Origin of the sequence: Leifsonia sp. NCR5 (genome assembly GCF_002105485.1) — a bacterium.
Taxonomy (GTDB): Bacteria; Actinomycetota; Actinomycetes; order Actinomycetales; family Microbacteriaceae; genus Leifsonia.
Genome location: NZ_NCSR01000014.1, coordinates 26,205 through 43,089 on the forward strand (window position 1 = coordinate 26,205; position 16,885 = coordinate 43,089).

General features: G+C 69.8%; 16 protein-coding genes. 10 read left to right on the forward strand and 6 right to left on the reverse strand.

The features are described from left to right. Window positions 1-6 precede the first annotated feature (6 nt). Window positions 7-774 (reverse strand): VOC family protein, encoded by a 768-nt coding sequence (locus B7438_RS12685; protein WP_085369964.1) that lies wholly within the window; start codon window positions 772-774, stop codon window positions 7-9. A gap of 84 nt (window positions 775-858) precedes the next feature. Beyond that, entirely contained in the window at window positions 859-4,596 is a 3,738-nt protein-coding gene (locus B7438_RS12690; protein WP_179150811.1) for a multifunctional oxoglutarate decarboxylase/oxoglutarate dehydrogenase thiamine pyrophosphate-binding subunit/dihydrolipoyllysine-residue succinyltransferase subunit, read from the reverse strand. A gap of 136 nt (window positions 4,597-4,732) precedes the next feature. Here B7438_RS12690 and B7438_RS12695 point away from each other — a divergent pair, with 136 nt between their 5' ends. Then, window positions 4,733-6,172, forward strand: coding sequence for a GuaB1 family IMP dehydrogenase-related protein (locus B7438_RS12695; RefSeq protein WP_085369965.1), 1,440 nt, complete (start codon window positions 4,733-4,735; stop codon window positions 6,170-6,172). 1 nt (window position 6,173) lies between these two features. Here B7438_RS12695 and B7438_RS12700 read toward each other — a convergent pair whose 3' ends face one another. After that, window positions 6,174-6,539, reverse strand: coding sequence for a hypothetical protein (locus B7438_RS12700; RefSeq protein WP_085369966.1), 366 nt, complete (start codon window positions 6,537-6,539; stop codon window positions 6,174-6,176). A gap of 272 nt (window positions 6,540-6,811) precedes the next feature. Between B7438_RS12700 and B7438_RS12705 the strand changes: the two genes are divergently transcribed. From B7438_RS12705 to B7438_RS12725, 5 genes are all read left to right on the forward strand, one after another. After that, window positions 6,812-8,122, forward strand: a complete 1,311-nt coding sequence (locus B7438_RS12705; RefSeq protein ID WP_168690782.1) for a hemolysin family protein — start codon at window positions 6,812-6,814, stop codon at window positions 8,120-8,122. Then, window positions 8,115-9,152, forward strand: a complete 1,038-nt coding sequence (locus B7438_RS12710; RefSeq protein WP_085369968.1) for a hemolysin family protein — start codon at window positions 8,115-8,117, stop codon at window positions 9,150-9,152. The genes B7438_RS12705 and B7438_RS12710 overlap by 8 nt, the downstream gene beginning before the upstream one ends. An 81-nt stretch (window positions 9,153-9,233) precedes the next feature. Further along, on the forward strand, window positions 9,234-9,611 hold the full coding sequence (locus B7438_RS12715; protein WP_085369969.1) for a VOC family protein: 378 nt from the start codon (window positions 9,234-9,236) through the stop codon (window positions 9,609-9,611). A gap of 87 nt (window positions 9,612-9,698) precedes the next feature. Continuing rightward, window positions 9,699-10,505, forward strand: coding sequence for a hypothetical protein (locus B7438_RS12720; protein WP_085369970.1), 807 nt, complete (start codon window positions 9,699-9,701; stop codon window positions 10,503-10,505). Between the two features lie 148 nt (window positions 10,506-10,653). Beyond that, window positions 10,654-11,406 carry an alpha/beta hydrolase gene (locus B7438_RS12725; protein ID WP_085369971.1) on the forward strand — a complete coding sequence of 251 codons (753 nt, stop codon included), beginning with the start codon at window positions 10,654-10,656 and terminating at the stop codon, window positions 11,404-11,406. Between the two features lie 64 nt (window positions 11,407-11,470). Here B7438_RS12725 and B7438_RS12730 read toward each other — a convergent pair whose 3' ends face one another. Then, the gene (locus tag B7438_RS12730; protein ID WP_085369972.1) at window positions 11,471-12,556 is read right to left on the reverse strand and encodes an NADH:flavin oxidoreductase/NADH oxidase; all 1,086 of its coding nucleotides are present in this window, start codon (window positions 12,554-12,556) and stop codon (window positions 11,471-11,473) included. A 7-nt stretch (window positions 12,557-12,563) separates the two neighbouring features. Continuing rightward, window positions 12,564-13,181: an HAD family phosphatase gene (locus tag B7438_RS12735; protein WP_085369973.1), complete on the reverse strand. Its 618-nt coding sequence runs from the start codon at window positions 13,179-13,181 to the stop codon at window positions 12,564-12,566. A 72-nt stretch (window positions 13,182-13,253) separates the two neighbouring features. On the opposite strand from B7438_RS12735, the gene B7438_RS12740 reads away from it, so the two are divergent. Continuing rightward, window positions 13,254-14,129 carry an ADP/ATP-dependent (S)-NAD(P)H-hydrate dehydratase gene (locus B7438_RS12740; RefSeq protein WP_085370047.1) on the forward strand — a complete coding sequence of 292 codons (876 nt, stop codon included), beginning with the start codon at window positions 13,254-13,256 and terminating at the stop codon, window positions 14,127-14,129. Here the strand turns inward: B7438_RS12740 and B7438_RS12745 are convergent. Further along, window positions 14,110-14,817 (reverse strand): YceI family protein, encoded by a 708-nt coding sequence (locus B7438_RS12745; protein WP_085369974.1) that lies wholly within the window; start codon window positions 14,815-14,817, stop codon window positions 14,110-14,112. The genes B7438_RS12740 and B7438_RS12745 overlap by 20 nt on opposite strands. 101 nt (window positions 14,818-14,918) lie before the next feature. Here B7438_RS12745 and B7438_RS12750 point away from each other — a divergent pair, with 101 nt between their 5' ends. Genes B7438_RS12750 through B7438_RS12760 form a run of 3 tightly spaced genes read left to right on the forward strand, consistent with a single transcriptional unit; the run spans window position 14,919 to window position 16,882 of the window. Next, window positions 14,919-16,268 carry a hypothetical protein gene (locus tag B7438_RS12750; RefSeq protein ID WP_256922020.1) on the forward strand — a complete coding sequence of 450 codons (1,350 nt, stop codon included), beginning with the start codon at window positions 14,919-14,921 and terminating at the stop codon, window positions 16,266-16,268. Between the two features lie 37 nt (window positions 16,269-16,305). Next, window positions 16,306-16,614: a thiamine-binding protein gene (locus tag B7438_RS12755; RefSeq protein ID WP_085369975.1), complete on the forward strand. Its 309-nt coding sequence runs from the start codon at window positions 16,306-16,308 to the stop codon at window positions 16,612-16,614. A gap of 4 nt (window positions 16,615-16,618) precedes the next feature. Beyond that, window positions 16,619-16,882 (forward strand): hypothetical protein, encoded by a 264-nt coding sequence (locus B7438_RS12760; protein ID WP_085369976.1) that lies wholly within the window; start codon window positions 16,619-16,621, stop codon window positions 16,880-16,882. Window positions 16,883-16,885 lie beyond the last annotated feature (3 nt).

A 16,885-nucleotide genomic window follows, 5' to 3' on the forward strand; every position in this document is an offset into this window, starting at 1 on the left:
TTCCCGCTACCGCACCTGGTGCAGGAGGAACAGCCCGCCCAGCGGGTCGGTGACCTGCGCGAACCGTCCGAACTCGCTGTCCCACGGGTCGCGGATGACGGTCCCGCCCAGCTCGACGACGCGGGCGCACGACTCCTCGGCGTTCTGCACGCCGAAGTACACGACCCAGTGCGACGGCACGCCCTCCGGAAGCATCTTGTCCGCGTCGTAGACGCCACCCGCAGGCATCCCGTCCGGGCCGAACGTGCAGTAGCGGAAGTCGGCGGTGTCGCCGAGCACCTGCGTCTGCCAGTTGAACACCTTCGTGTAGAAGTCGACCTGCGTCGCGTAGCTGCGCGCGTACAGCTCGTGCCAGGCCGGCCCGCCGATCTCCGCGACCAGCTCGAACCCGCGGTGCGCTCCGGGCTCCCAGAGCCCGATCACAGCGCCGCCCGGGTCGGCGATGACGGCCATCCTGCCCTGGTCGCCGACCGTCATCGCGGGGGAGTAGACCTCCGCCCCGGCGTCGACGGCCGCTCGCTCGGACGCATCCACGTCCTCGACCAGCAGGTAGGTGAGCCAGGAGTTCGGCTGCGCGTCGCCCATCACGGCTCCGAGACCGGCGACGGCGTGCCCGTCGCGGCGGAACGTGACGTAGCCGCCGTACTCCCCGCCGCCCTCCTCGGCCGTCCAGCCGAACAGGGCGGTGTAGAACTCCGTGGCCCGGGGAACGTCTGAGCTCGCATAGTCGACCCAGCATGGCTCCCCGAGGCGGTGCTTCGTCACGACAGTCATGCCGTCACCATACGCGCGGCCGCCGCAAACGGCGAGGGGCGCCTCGCGCTGACGCGAGACGCCCCTGACAGGACCGGGATGCGGTTACAGCGTGAGCGCGCGCTGGATCAGCACGCTCTGCTCCTGCGCGTGACGCTTGGCCGAACCGGCGGCGGGCGAAGCCGACGCAGCCCGCGAGATGACACCGAGCGGGCGCGGGCCCAGCTTGGAGGTCTCGAGGATCATGTACGGCCAGGCGCCCTGGTTCTCCGGCTCGTCCTGCACCCATACCAGTTCGGCGTTCGGGTACGAGTCGACGACGGCCTTCAGCTCGGTGGCGGGGAGCGGGTAGTACTGCTCGACGCGCACGAGGGCGATCTCCGGGTTCGGGTTCTTCTGCAGCTCGTTGGCGAGGTCGTAGTAGAGCTTGCCCGCCATCAGCAGCACGCGCTTGACGGCGCCCTTGTCGCTGATCCTGGCGTCGTCGATGACCGGCTCGAACTTGCCCTGCGTGAAGTCGCCGACCTCACTGGATGCTCCGCGCAGTCGCAGCATCGCCTTCGGGGTGAAGACGACGAGCGGGCGGCGGGGGCGGGCGTACGCCTGACGGCGCAGCAGGTGGAAGTACGACGCGGGCGTCGACGGACGCGCGACGGTCATGTTGTTCTCCGCACACAGCTGCAGGTAGCGCTCGATGCGCGCACTGGAGTGGTCAGGTCCCTGACCCTCGTAGCCGTGCGGGAGCAGCAGGACGAGCGACGAGCGCTGGCCCCACTTCTGCTCGGCCGACGACACGAACTCGTCGATGATCGTCTGGGCGCCGTTGGCGAAGTCGCCGAACTGCGCCTCCCACAGGACGAGGGCATCCGGTCGCTCGACCGAGTATCCATACTCGAAGCCCATCGCCGCGTACTCGCTCAGCAGCGAGTCGTAGATCCAGAACTTGGCCTGGTTGTCGCTGAGGTTCGCCAGCGGCAGCCACTCCTGGCCGTTCGAGCGGTCGTGGAACACGGCGTGACGCTGCACGAAGGTGCCGCGCCGGGTGTCCTGGCCGGCCATGCGGACCGGGGTGCCCTCGAGCAGCAGCGAACCGAGGGCGAGCAGCTCGCCGAAGCCCCAGTCGATGCCTCCGTTGCGGCTCATCTCTCCGCGCTTGGCGAGGAGCTGCTGCAGCTTCGGGTGCACGGTGAAGCCGGCAGGCGGGTTGTTGAACGCGTCGCCGATGAGGTGGATGACCTGCTCGCTGACGGCCGTGGTCTCCGGCTCCCCGACGTTGTCCTCCTGCTGGGCGGCAGGCAGTTCGAGGTCGGCGACCGCTCCGTCGCCGGTGACCACCGGCGTCGAGTTGGTCTGCGCGGCGTGCGTCTCCATGAAGGCGCGCTCCAGGCGCTCCTGGAAGTCGCGGTGCGCCTGCTCGTACTCTTCCTCGGTGATGTCGCCGCGGCCGACGAGGGCCTCGGTGTACAGGCGGCGCACGGAGCGCTTGGCCTCGATGAGGTTGTACATGAGCGGCTGCGTCATCGAGGGGTCGTCTCCCTCGTTGTGGCCGCGGCGGCGGTAGCAGATGAGGTCGATGACCACGTCGCGCTTGAACTCCTGGCGGTACTCGAACGCCAGCTGGGCGACGCGGACGACGGCCTCCGGGTCGTCGCCGTTCACGTGGAAGATCGGCGCCTGGATGGTCTTGGCCACGTCGGTCGAGTACACCGATGAGCGGGACTCGGTGGGCGGCGTGGTGAAGCCGACCTGGTTGTTGATGTTGACGTGGATCGTGCCGCCGGTGCGGTATGCCCGCAGCTGCGACATCTGCAGCGTCTCGACGACGATGCCCTGGCCGGCCATCGCGGCGTCACCGTGGATGAGCACGGGCAGCGTGAGGAAGGTGTTCGGCGGGCGGCGGTCCTGCTTGGCGCGGACGATGCCTTCCAGCACGCCGTCGACGGCTTCGAGGTGCGACGGGTTCGCGGCCAGGTAGACCGGGATCTCCTCGCCGTCGGCCCCGCGGAAGGTGCCCTCGGTGCCGAGGTGGTACTTGACGTCGCCGGAGCCCTGCACCGTGCGGGGGTCCTGCGTGCCCTCGAACTCGCGGAAGATCTGACCGTACGTCTTGCCGGCGATGTTGGTGAGGACGTTGAGGCGGCCGCGGTGGGCCATCGCGATCGCGACCTCGTCGAGCTTCTCGGTCGCCGCACCCTCGAGGATCGCATCCAGGAGGGCGATGGTGGACTCTCCGCCTTCGAGGCTGAACCGCTTCTGGCCGACGTACTTGGTCTGCAGGAAGGTCTCGAACGCCTCGGCCTCGTTCAGCTTGCCGAGGATGCGGAGCTGCTCGTCGTGCGACGGCTTCTCGTAGCCGCGCTCGACCTTGTCCTGGATCCACTTGCGCTGGGCGGGGTCCTGGATGTGCATGTACTCGATGCCGACCGTGCGGCAGTACGAGTCGCGCAGCACGCCGAGGATGTCGCGGAGCAGCATCTTGCGCTTGTCCCCGCCGAACTGGCCGGTGACGAACTCGCGGTCGAGGTCCCAGAAGGTGAGGCCGTGGCTCGCGATGTCGAGGTCGGGGTGCGAACGCTGGACGTACTCGAGCGGGTCGATGTCGGCCATCAGGTGGCCGCGCACGCGGAACGCGTTGATCAGCTCCTGCACGCGGGCGGTCTTGTCGACGGCGCTCGCGAGGTCGACGCTGATGTCCGGCGCCCAGCGGATCGGCTCGTACGGGATGCGCAGCGCGGCGAAGATGTCCTCGTAGAAGCTGCGCTTGCCGATCAGCATCTCGTGCACGATCTTCAGGAACTCGCCGGAGCCTGCACCCTGGATGACGCGGTGGTCGTACGTGCTGGTGAGCGTGATGGTCTTGCCGATGGCGAGCCCGGCGAGCGTCTTCTCGCTCGACCCCTGGAACTCGGCAGGGTATTCGAGGGCGCCGGCGCCGATGATGGCGCCCTGGCCCTTCATCAGGCGGGGCACGGAGTGCACGGTGCCGATGCCGCCCGGGTTGGTGAGCGAGATGGTGGTTCCCGCGAAGTCGCCTGCGCCCAGCTTGTTGTTGCGGGCGCGGCTGACCAGGTCTTCGTATGCGGCGAGGTACTCGCCGAAGCCCATCGTGTCCGCACGCTTGATGCTCGGGACGAGGAGGGCGCGGGTGCCGTCCGGCTTGGGGAGGTCGATCGCGATGCCGAGGTTGACGTGCGCAGGCGCGACGAGCGACGGCTTGCCGTCGATCACGTCGTAGTACACGTTCTGGCTCGGGAACTCCTTGAGCGCCTGGATCAGCGCCCAGCCGATCAGGTGCGTGAACGAGACCTTGCCGCCGCGGGCGCGCTTCAGGTGGTTGTTGATGACGATGCGGTTGTCGATCATCAGCTTGGCCGGGATGGTGCGGACGCTGGTGGCGGTCGGCACGGTGAGCGACGCATCCATGTTGGTGGCGAGCGTCTTGGACATGCCGCGGAGCGGGGTGATCTTGTCCTGCGTCTCCGGCGCGCCGTCCTCGCCGGAGACGACGGTCTGCGGGGCGGTGACGGGGGCGTCGGCCGGCACGGGCTGCGGCTTCGGCGCGATCGACGTGGTGCGTGCGACGGGCTGGGCGCCGATGACCGGGATGGGCGCGGTGACGGGATGTGCGTCGCCTGCCGGCGTCGACGGCTCGGCAGGGGTGGATGCCTGACCGTCGTCCTTCACGGTCGGCTGGTAGCTCTCGAGGATCGGCCACCAGGACTTGTCGACCGAATTCTTGTCGACGACGAACTGCTCGTACAGTTCGTCGACGAGCCATTCATTGGCTCCGAATTCGCCCGACGATCCGTCGTCGGTTCCCACTCCGGTCAGTTGGCTCGACACAGCCGCTCGCCCACTCTCTCCATTGATTCTTTGTTGCCAGGCAGCACGGTCACCACCCGTTTCCATCCAGTCATCAAGCCTAATCCCTTCCGGCGCCTGGTGCGGGCGCTCGCCCGTGAGGGATACCGTTATTCCCATGCAGTTCTATGGAACGACCCCGCGCCACGATCTCACATACTCCGACGTGTTCCTCGTGCCGTCGAGATCCAACGTGACGAGCCGCCTCGACGTGTCGCTCGCGCCCAACGACGGCACAGGGGCGACCATCCCGATCGTGTCCGCCAACATGAACTCGGTGACCGGCAAACGCCTTGCCGCGACCCTCGCCCGCCGCGGCGGTCTCGGGGTGCTGCCGCAGGACATGCACCTGCAGGACCTCGACGACGCGATCCGCTGGGTCAAGGCGCAGCCCGTCGCGTTCGACACCCCGTACTCCGCGTCTCCGGAGGAGACGGTCGCCGACGCGCTCCGCCGCGTGCCGGCCGTCGAGGGCCACGGCATCGTCATCCACGACACCGACGGGAAGTACCTCGGCTGCCTCGCCGCGACGCAGCTCGGCTCAGCCCTCCCGGATGCGCGCCTCGGCGACCTCCTGCACGGAGCCCTCACCGCCCTCGACGCAGAAGACCTGCCGGACGGCCGCGCCGCCTTCGACGTGATGAGCGCCGCCGGACTCGAGTTCGCCCCCGTGCTCGACCACGGCCGCGTGGTCGGCACCCTCAGCCAGAAGAGCGCCATGCGCTCCACGATCTATCAGCCGGCTCTCGATGCGCACGGCCGACTCCGCGTCGCGGCCGCCGTCGGCATCAACGGCGACGTCGCGAGCAAGGCGAAGGCGCTCGCGGCAGCAGGAGTGGACGTGCTGGTCATCGACACGGCGCACGGCGACCAGGACGGGATGCGCCGCGCCATCCACACGGTCAAGGGCCTCGGGCTCGGCCTGCCGATCGTGGCGGGCAACGTGGTCACCGAGCAGGCCGTCCGCGACCTCGTCTCCGCCGGCGCCGACATCCTCAAGGTGGGCGTCGGACCCGGCGCGATGTGCACCACCCGCATGATGACCGCCGTCGGCCGCCCGCAGTTCTCCGCGGTGCTGGAGACCTCGGAGGCCGCCCGCGAGCTCGGCGCCCACGTCTGGGCGGACGGCGGAGTGCGCTACCCGCGCGACGTCGCCCTCGCGCTCGCCGCCGGAGGGGCGTCCGTGATGATCGGCTCCTGGTTCGCCGGGACCATCGAGGCGCCGGGCCTCCTCGACCGGGATGCGAACGGCCAGCTCTTCAAGGAGAGCTGGGGCATGGCGAGCACCAAGGCGGTCAAGGGCCGCTTCGAGCGACTCGACGCGTACGAGCTGGCCAGGAAGACCCTCTTCGCGGAGGGCATCTCCAGCTCGCGCATCTACCTCGACCCGCAGCGCCCGTCCGTCGAAGACCTGCTCGACATGATCACGACGGGCGTGCGCAGCTCGTTCACGTACGCGGGCGCGCGCTCGGTGCCGGAGTTCCACGAGCGCGCGCTGGTGGGCATCCAGTCGGCCGCCGGCTACGAGGAGGGCAAGGCGCTGCCGGTCTCCTGGTAGGTCATCCGCCGTTCTGGGTCTGGCCGCCGTTCTGGGTCTGGCCGCCGTTCTGCGACGGGCCGCCGTTCTGGCCGAACCCGTTGCCGAACTGGCGCGGCTGGAACTCCTGCCGGTTCCCGATGCCCGGGCGACCGCCGTCCGTCGCGTGCGCGGTGAAGAACCCCGCGAAGAACACGACGACCAGCACGGCGACCGCTCCGACGATCACCGCGGTGTTCTGAGCCCAGCGCGGCCAGCGATGCAGCACGTATCCACCGGATGCGGGTGTCGCCGCGACCGGCGGATACGGCGGCTGCTGGGGCTGAGCCGGGGCAGCAGGCTGCCACGGCTGCCCGGTGGGTGGTGCGTACTCGGGGCTGGTGGTCATCGTCGCGTCCTTCCGCCATCGTGCTCGGCTGTCTGTGCGAGTGTGCCGCCGGACGTTCGCGGTTCGCTATGAACCGATTACGGATGCGCTGGGAGCGGCCACGAATCCGCTGCGGCACACACCCTTTTCCCGGAAACCGCGCCGGTATACTGAGCGGGAAATGGACGACCCTCCTTCTGATAGCCCATTCGCCCCGGCGAGTTCCACGATCTCGCCGCCCACCCGCGGCCTGAGGCCCGAGCGGGGTGACCGCCGTGCTCTATGAGTGGATCATGCTCGGCGTCGGTCTGCTCCTGACCGTCGGCACCGGCCTCTTCGTCGCGAGCGAGTTCGCGCTGGTCAACCTCGACCGCGGCGACCTCGAAGCGCGGCGTGAGCGCGGGGAGTCCCGGCTCACGATGACCATCGCCGCGTTGAAGATCACGTCGACGCACCTGTCGAGTGCACAGCTCGGCATCACCCTGACGACGCTGCTCACCGGTTACACGATGGAACCGGCCATCAGCTCGCTGCTGAACGGGCCGCTGACGTCCGTGGGCATCCCGGAGGGGGCAGTCGGCCCGATCGCGACCACCGTCGCGATCGTCGTGGCGACCCTGCTGTCGATGATCCTCGGCGAGCTCGTCCCCAAGAACTTCGCCCTCGCGCTCCCGCTCGCGACGGCCAAGCTCGTCATCCCGTTCCAGACGGTGTTCACCGCGATCTTCCGCCCGTTCATCGTCGTCCTCAACGGCACGGCCAACGGCATACTCCGGATGCTCGGCATCGAGCCGAAGGAGGAGCTGTCCGGCGCGCGCACGGCCGAGGAGCTGTCGTCGCTCGTCCGCAGGTCGGCCAGCGCCGGTGTGCTCGAAGAGGACACCGCCACGCTGCTCAGCCGCACGCTGGCGTTCTCGAACCACACCGCGTCCGACGTGATGACCCCGCGGCCGCGCATCGCGACCGTGCAGCGCAGCGAGCCGGCGCAGGCCGTGCTCGATCTCGCGCGGTCGACCGGGTACTCGCGGTTCCCCGTCGTCGACGACGACATCGACGACGTGGTCGGGTTCGTGCACGTGAAGCAGGCCGTCGCCGTCCCGCGGCCGCGGCGAGCCCGCGTGCCGGTGTCTGCGCTGCAGACGGACGCGCTGCGCGTGCCGGAGACGATGAACCTCGACACGCTGCTCGGCGAGCTGCGCGGACGGGGATACCAGATGGCGGTCGTCGTGGACGAGTACGGGGGAACCTCCGGCATCGCGACGCTCGAAGACCTGGTGGAGGAGATCGTCGGCGAAGTGGCGGACGAGCACGATCGCACCAGAGCGGGCGTCGTCCGTGGCCGCGACTCCCTGACCTTCCCCGGCATCCTTCGGCCGGACGAGCTGCTCGAACGGGCAGGCGTCACCGTGCCGGAGGACGGTCCGTACGAGACCGTCGCCGGATTCGTGATGAACGAGCTCGGCCGACTGCCGAAGGTGGGCGACGAGGTGCAGATCGACGGAGGCACCCTGCGGGTCGAGCGACTCGAAGGGCGGAGGGTGGACCGCATCCGGTACACCCCGGATCCCGTGCTTCCCGGCGAGGAGGTGAACGGCCATGAGTGATTGGGCCGGAATCGCCTGGCTGGTGGTGCTGCTGGTGGTCAACGCCTTCTTCGTCGCCGCCGAGTTCGCCGTCATCTCCGCTCGGCGGTCGCAGATCGAGCCGCTGGCCGAACGGGGCAAGCGGAGCGCGAAGACGGCGCTGTACGCGATGGAGCACGCGACGCTCATGCTCGCGACAACGCAGCTCGGCATCACCGTGTGCTCGCTGCTCATCCTGAACGTCTCGGAGCCGGCGATCCACCACCTGCTCGAGGTGCCGCTGCACGCGACAGGATGGTCGGACGACGTCATCGGCACCGTCGCGTTCATCGTGACGCTCGTGCTCGTGTCGTTCCTGCACGTGGTGTTCGGCGAGATGGTGCCGAAGAACATCTCGTTCTCGATGCCGGACAAGGCCGCGCTGCTGCTCGCACCGCCGCTGGTCGCCGTCGGACGCGTGGTGCGGCCGATCATCGTGGCGCTGAACGCCACGGCCAACAGCGTGCTGCGTCTGTTCGGGGTGGAGCCGAAGGACGAGGCGGCGAGCACGTTCACGCTCGAAGAGGTGGCGAGCATCGTCAACCGCTCGACCAGGGAGGGCGTGCTCACCGACAGGACGGGGGCGCTCACCGCGGCGTTCGAGTTCACGGAGAAGAAGGTCAACGAGGTCGCGCTCGGCCTCGACAAGCTGGTCTCGCTCCCGGCGCAGCCGACCCCGGCCGACGTGGAGAAGGCCGTGTCGAAGAACGGCTTCTCTCGCTACGTCGTGCTCGACGAGTCCGGAGAGCCGACGGGCTACCTGCACCTCAAGGATGTGCTGGACCTGGAGGAGACCGGGTTCGAGCTCCCGGTGCCGGCCAAGCGCATCCGGAGACTGGTGACGGTGTTCGCGGAGAGCGACCTCGAGGACGCCCTGGCGACCATGCGCCGCTCCGGCAGCCACCTGGCGCGCGTGGTCGACGCGGAGGGGCGGACGGTCGGCGTGCTGTTCCTGGAGGACATCATCGAGGAGCTGGTCGGCGAGGTGCAGGATGCGACCCGCCGGTCCTGACGCCTAGAACCGCTGTTCCAGTTCCTTCCCGGTGAGTCGGGCGAGTAGCGTGACGCTCGGGAGCGGAAGAGAGGAACACTCATGTTGGAGTCGTCGGTGACGTACTCCGTCCTTCCAGCTTCGAACCTGCAGCGAGCCGTGGACTGGTACCGCGACAAGCTCGAGCTCGAACCGGAACGGACGGGCGAAGGAAGTGCCGTCTACGGCACGGGGACGGATGCCAAGATCCAGGTCTACGAGACCGAGAACGCCGGAACAGCGCAGAACACCGCGATGGGCTGGATGGTCGATGACATCGACGCGGCGGTCGAGCACCTGCGCGGGCGCGGCGTGGTCTTCGAGGACTACGATTTCCCCGGATTGAAGACGGAGAACGGGATCGCGACGAACGCGGAAGAGCGGGCGGCGTGGTTCACGGACAGCGAAGGGAACATCCTCTGCATCTCGCAGCGCTCCTGAGCTACCCGGGTACGACGGCAGACCGCGCGCGTGCATCCCGCTGAGGTGCACGCGTCGGCGGAGGACGCCGTCCGGTAGCCGCACCGGGTGGATGCGGCACTCCCGCCTGCCCGGGAGGTGCTGCGCGCGTTCGGCGTGTCGGGCGTGCCCGTGCTGCTCCCCGGCGGCCGCGGCCTGACCTGGCGTGCCGGTGACGTCGTGCTGCGCCCTGCGGAGCCGGACGAGGAGACGACGTGGAAGTCGGAGGCGCTGTCGCGCCTGCCGGAGTCGTCGGCGTTCACCGTGCCCACTCCGCTCCGCGACGACGCAGGCGAGTGGATCCGCGACGGCTGGGAGGCGCTGCGGTGGGTGCCCGGCGCGGCGGATCCGACGAGGGTGGGGGACGTCGTGCGCGCCGGCCTGGCGTTCCAGGAGGCGCTGGCGGGGCATCCGGAGCCGGGGTTCATCGCGCGGGCGGAGCATGCCTGGGCGCGCGCAGACCTGCTGGCGTGGGGCGAGCCGGACCGCGACGCGGCGCTGCTGGCTGCCGACCCGCTGCTGGCGGCGCTCGCCGCCGAGTACCGCGGCGTGGATGCGCCGAGCCAGGTCGTCCACGCCGACCTGCTGGGCAACGTGCTGTTCGCGCCGGGGCGCCCTCCCGCGGTGATCGACTGGGCGCCGTACTGGCGGCCGGCGGGGTTCTCCGCCGCGGTAGCCGTGGCCGACGCCGTGTGCTGGCACGCGCATCCGGTGAAGCGGCTGGCGGAGGACTTCGGCATCGGCCGGTGGCGGCAGCTGCTGCTGCGCGCGCTGGTGTTCCGGATGGCGACGCTGCACCTGCTCGGCCGATGGGACGACGCAGACGCCCGGCGCCACGCACCCGTCGTGCACGCGGTCATCGCGCTCGACGGCTAGCCACTGCTAGGGTGTGCGAGGACCGGACGACGGACAGAGGAGGTGGTACCCGTGAACGAATCGACGTGGGTGCTCCTTCCTGGGGTCACGGTCGGGCGGTAGGTCGCCCGGGAGCGCCATCAGCTGAGCACTCCCGAAAGGCACGACCATGAACCTCCCCTTCACAACACATCACCGTCTTGACGACGGCACCGCGGACGAGATCCTCGAACGCGAATTCACCATCGGCGACATCCCCGGCATCCTCTGGACGCCGCCGTCCGCCGACGCATCCACACCGGCACCGCTGATCCTGCTCGGGCATCCCGGCGGGCTCGGGATGATGTACCAGCGGCTGCTCGGACGCGCCAGGAGCGCCGCCGCGAGCGGCATCGCAACGGCCACCATCGAGCTGCCGGGCAGCGGGGACCGCCCGCGCACGGCGGAGGCCGAGCAGGCCCGCGCCGACCTGCACGCGGCACTATCGGCGGGAGAGCCCGTCGACGGGATCGTCGACAGGCTGGTCCTCCCGCTGGTGGAGGCTGCCGTCCCCGAATGGCAGATGACACTGGATGCACTGCTGGCGCTCCCGGAGATCGGCGGCCCCGTCGCGATCTCCGGCGGCGTGATCGCCATCGCCATGCGGCTGGCTCTCGTCGAACCGCGTATCGCGGCTGCCGGGCTCTTCGCCGGCAGCTACGTGCCGCTCTCGATGTTCGACGAGGCCCATCGCATCACGATCCCACTGCACGTGCTGCTGCAGTGGGACGACGAAGGCAACGACCGGCAGCTCGCCCTCGACCTGTTCGACGCCTTCGGCTCCACCGAGAAGACGCTGCAGGCCAACCTGGGCGGACATCGGGGCGTCCCGGCGCACGCCGGCGATGACGCCGCCCGGTTCTTCGTCCGGCACCTGAAGTGAGCTGACACGGCGGCGGCGCATCCCACCCGGATGCGCCGCCGCCGCGTTCAGTTGCGCGCCTGGACTACCGGCGCCAGCGAGCGCGGAGGTACTGCGGCGGCCAGAAGTCCACCTCGTAGCCCAGCTCGTGCGCAGCGCGGAGCGGGAAGTGCGGGTCGCGGAGCAGTTCGCGTGCCAGCATGACGGCGTCCGCCCTGCCGCTCTCCACGATCTCGGCCGCCTGCTCCGGTGTGGTGATGAGGCCGACGGCACTCACCTCCACCTCTGCGGACGACCGCACGTGCTCGGCGAACGGCACCTGGTAGCCGGGCTCCAGCGGGATGCGGATGCCGCTCTGGATGCCGCCGCTGGAGATGTCGAAGAAGTCGGCTCCCGCATCCTGGGCCCAGCCGGCGACCGTCGCGGTCTGCTGCTCGTCCCAGCCGCCGGGGGTCCAGTCGCTGCCGGAGAACCGGACGAACAGGGGTACGCCGTCGCCGACCTCGGCGCGCACGGCCTCGACGATGCGCAGGAGCAACCGCGCGCGGTTCTCCAGGCTTCCGCCGTATTCGTCTGTGCGCTTGTTGGCGATGGGGGAGAGGAACTGGTGCAGCAGGTAGCCGTGGGCGGCGTGCACTTCGAGCACTTCGAATCCGGCGTCGACGGCGCGGCGGGCCGCTGAGCGGAAGTCGTCGACGATCTTGTCGATGCCGGAGGGGAGGAGCTCGGCCGGGGTGTCCATGTCGCCGAACGCGACGGAGGATGGGGCGACCGTGCGCCAGCCACCCTCGGAGGGCGGGACGCTGCCGGTGCGGTCTTCGTAGCCCCACGCGGGCCAGCTCGACGCCTTGCGGCCGGCGTGAGCGAGCTGCATGCCCGGCACGGCGCCCTGCGAGGCGATGAACGCGGCGATCGGCTTCCACGCGTCGCGCTGCTCGTCGGTCCAGATGCCGGTGTCGCGCGGCGAGATGCGTCCCTCGGCGTTCACCGCGGTGGCCTCGGTGATGACGAGTCCGCTTCCTCCGGTGGCGAAGGAGCCGAGGTGCACGAGGTGCCAGGTCTGCGGGATGCCCGATTCGTCGAGCACAGAGTACTGACACATCGGCGAGGTCCAGATGCGGTTGCGGACCGTGACGTCGCGCAGGGTCAACGGGTCGAAAAGTGTTGCCATGCTGGTTCTAAGCCGCCAGCGCTTCGAGATATGCCCGCAGGTCGGAACCCGTCGTGAACACATGACCGGCGATGCCGAGGTCTTCCGCACCGCGCACGTTGACCTCTTTGTTGTCGATGAAGACCATCTCGGCCGGGGTGATGCCCAGTTCGCGCATGACGTGCTCGAAGATCTCCGCACTCGGCTTGATGGTGCCGAGCTCACCACTGACGAACACCTGCTCGAACAGGTCGCCGAGGGTGCCGTGCCGGAAGTACGAGCCGAAGTCCCTGCCCGCGTTCGACAGCAGCGCCATCCGCGTGCCGCCCTCGTGCAGGTCGACCAGCACGTCCAGGGTGTCGTGGTCGATGCTCAGCCAGCTGCGGAAGTCGGCCAGCCAGAGCCGGTGGATCTTCGCATCCCCCCACTGCTCGCCCAGCTCCCTCTCGATGCCGCGCCAGTATTGCTGGATGCTCAGCGTGCCCTGGTCGAGCGCGTCGCGATGCCGCCAGTACGCCGGCCAGAACACCTCGGAGTCCCCGCCGGCCAGACCGGCCAGCTGCTCCCTGTCCGCCTCGGACGGCGATGTGGAGATGACCTCGCCGTAGTCGAACACGATGACCTTGCCCGGGATGCTGATACCCATAGAACCGACCTCTTTCCTTCCTCTTGAACCTATCGTGGAGTGAGCGAACGGTCGGCGGCGAACGGAGGAACGGTGGACAACTGGCAGAACTGGGGAGCTGTGGAGAGCGAGCCCTGGATCGCGGTGCCCGGCGAGGCCAGCGACAAGTACACGCGCGGCGTGCTCGGCGTCGTCACCGGTTCCGACCTGTACCCCGGAGCAGCCGTCCTCGGCGTCGAGGCCGCAGCGCGCACCGGGCTCGGGATGATCCGCTACCTCGGCGCGAAGGGCGCTGCCGCCGAGGTGCTGCGCAGGCGGCCGGAGGCTGTCACGGCTCCCGGCAGGGTGCAGGCCTGGCTGATCGGTTCGGGGATGGATGCGTCCCAGCGCCCGGCCGACGACGCCCACCGCCTCGAGGCGGCGCTCGCCGACGGCACTCCCGTCGTGATAGACGCCGGCGCGCTCGACCTCGTCCACCGCGCCACCGGCCCCGTCGTCATCACCCCGCACTACCGCGAACTCGCCGGGGTGCTCGCCGGCGCGGCCGACGACGACTCCGATGCCGTCACGGCGGACGACATCGCAGCCGACCCGGCCGGCTGGGCCGTGCGGGCGAGTGAGAGCCTCGGTGTCACCGTGCTGCTGAAAGGCCACACCACCTACGTCGCCGGGCCGGACGGCGCGCGCTACGCGGTCACCGCCGGACCGGCGTGGCTCGCAACGGCCGGCAGCGGCGACGTGCTGGGCGGGGTACTCGGCGCCCTCGTGGCGACGCACGCCGACGAGATCGCCCAGGCGCCCGCGCCCACGGTGGCCGCCCTGGCGGCGACCGCCGCATACCTGCACGGCAGGGCGGGCACGGCTGCGTCGAGGGGTGGCCCGATCGTCGCGCTCGACATCGCCGAGGCGCTCCCGGATGCGGTCAGGGAGCTCCTGGACGACGGAGGCGTCAGCCCTTCTTCACGGTGAGCAGGAACTCGACGGAACCGGTCTTCTCCACCGTCACGAAGCCGAGGCTCGGCGCATCCACCCCGTAGTCGGAGAACGTGACGGGGATGCTGCCCGTCAGCGTGCCGCCGTTGCCGTTCAGGGCCACCTGGAGGTCCGCCGTCACCGTCTTGGTCACGCCGTGCATGGTGAGGTCGCCCGTCGCCTTCAGCGTCTGGACGGCACCGGCTTTCGGTGCGCCGTCTGCGGTCACCGGCTGGGTGAGCGTGAAGGTGGCGGTCGGATACCTGTCCGTCTGCAGCGCCGTCGAGCGGAAGTAGCTGTCGCGGGCCGGCTCGTCGGTGGCGATGCTCGCCACATCCACGGTCACGGTCGCCGCGGTCAGCGTGAGGCCGTCGACCGTGAGGTCGCCCGTGACCTTCTCCGTGCGCCCGGTGACGGTGACGTCGACGCCGTTGAGCACCTCCTTCACGCGGTACCCGGCGAACGACCCGTCGCCAACCGTCCACGCGCCGCTCAGGTCGGAGGTGTCGATGGTGGTCTTCGCATCCGGGTCCGGCGTGAGCGAGATGGTCGGGACGGCGGCGGGAGGCGCGGAGATCAGGTCGCGGTAGACGTACGGGCCGGCGATGGCCGCTGCCACCCCGAGCACGAGCACTCCGGCTGCGACGCCGATCCAGACTTTCGACGAGGTCCGTAAAGGTGACATGTCATCGAGCGTATGGAACGGGCATGTCGACTTCCTGAGAGTGTTCGATGGAGTGCCTGGATCGTCGGCCGCGCATCCCGTCGGAGCGGCAGGAGGGGGGAGTGGGCCGCTACGATGACCGCATGGGGATCGAGGCGACACGGGTTCCTGCTCCGGCGTCCCCGAGCACGCTGCGGCGCGTCGCCGCCAGCCCGCTCAGCCTGTGGATCGCCTTCCTCTCCGTGCACCTGCTGCTCGGCGGGCTCGCACTGCACGGCAACGGGATGGGCCTCGGCGACGTCTACCTCGTCTACAAGCCGTGGGCGCAGCTGGCCGCGCAGGGCACCTCCATCGTCGGCGTGAGCACGGACTGGGTCTACCCGTTCGCCGCCCTCGTCCCGATCATGCTGCCGCTGCTGGCCGGGGCGGACAACTATGTCGGCGGCTGGCTCACCCTGGTGCTGCTGGTGGATGCGGCTGCGTTCGCCGTGCTGATCGGCGGCAGGGAGCGCAGGCGGCTGGCCGCAGGCTGGTGGTGGCTCGCCTTCCTCCTGCTGCTCGGTCCGATCGCCGTCGGACGCCTCGACGCCGTCTCCGTCGCGCTCGCCATCGTCGGGCTGCTCTGGCTGACGCTGCACGAGCGCGCCGCCGTCGTCACGCTCACCGTCGCCACCTGGATCAAGGTCTGGCCCGCCGCGCTCATCGTGGCCGCCGTGATCGCCCTGCGTAGCAGGTGGCGCATCGTCGTCACCGCCGCGGTGACCAGCCTGGTGATCGTGATCGTCCCGCTCATCTTCGGGGCCGGGATGCACGTGCTCAGCTTCATCACGGCGCAGACCGGCCGCGGGCTGCAGATCGAGGCGCCGGTCAGCACGATCTGGATGTGGCAGGCCGCCTTCCACGTGCCGGATGCCGTCGTGTACTACGACAGGGACATCCTCACCTTCCAGGTCACCGGCGCAGGCAGCGTCACGGCGGCATCGCTGATGAACCCGCTGCTCGCCGTCTGCTCGGTGGTCGTCGCGCTGATCGGGATCCGGGCGGTGCGGAGGGGCACGCCGGTCACGCGCATCCTGCCCGAGCTGACGCTGGCGCTGGTCAGCGCCTTCATCGCGTTCAACAAGGTCGGCTCGCCGCAGTACGTCGCCTGGCTGGCGGTGCCGGTGGTGCTCGGGCTGGTGTACCAGGGGCGCGGGTTCCGCATCCCGGCCACCCTGGTGACCGTCACGGCGGCGCTCACGCAGCTCATCTACCCGTACCTCTACGACTGGCTGCTCAGCGTGCATCCCGCGATGGTCGCGGTGCTCACCGTGCGCAACCTGATGTATTTCGTGGTGCTGGGCTGGGCGATCGCGGCGCTCTGGCGCGGGCCGCGCGGCACGGAGGCCGATGCGGACTCGCTGCCGCAGCACGCGTGGCCGTTCCGCGCTCCGAAGCAGGAGCCATCGGCCGACCCGGTGGCTAGGCTGTAGTCGCGGCCGGAGTGCAGCGGCTGCGCGAGGAGGAATCATGCTGGTCGCGTTCTCTGTCGCACCGAGTGGGGGAGAGGGGCCGGACGCCTCCGTGCACGATGCGGTCGCCGCAGCGGTGCGGATCGTGCGCGAGTCCGGGCTGCCGAACCACACCGACGCGATGTTCACCACCGTCGAGGGCGAGTGGGATGAGGTGTTCGACGTCGTCAAACGGGCGACGGAGGCCGTCGCCGCGTTCGGCACACGGGTGTCGCTCGTGCTGAAGGCGGACATCCGGCCGGGCTACACCGGGGAGCTCTCCGGCAAGGTCGAGCGGCTCGAAGCGGCGCTCGACCGCGAGGCGTGACGCCGTGACCGTGTCGGACTGGGTGCTTCCCATCGTCGTGGCGTTCTACCTGTATTGGCCGGTGGTCGCCGTCGTGGCGATCCTGGTGCTCGGCCCGCTGCTCGGGTTCGTGATCGTCGCCGTGGTCGGAGCGATCCGCGCGGGCGTCGCCGGCCGGGAGGAGGACGACCAGGAGGCGACCGACGAGCTGTTCAGCGAGCTGGAGGGGTTGGGCGCGCATCCGGAGGAGCGCGTCACTGGTGTCACCGCTCGAAACGATTCGATATAGGAT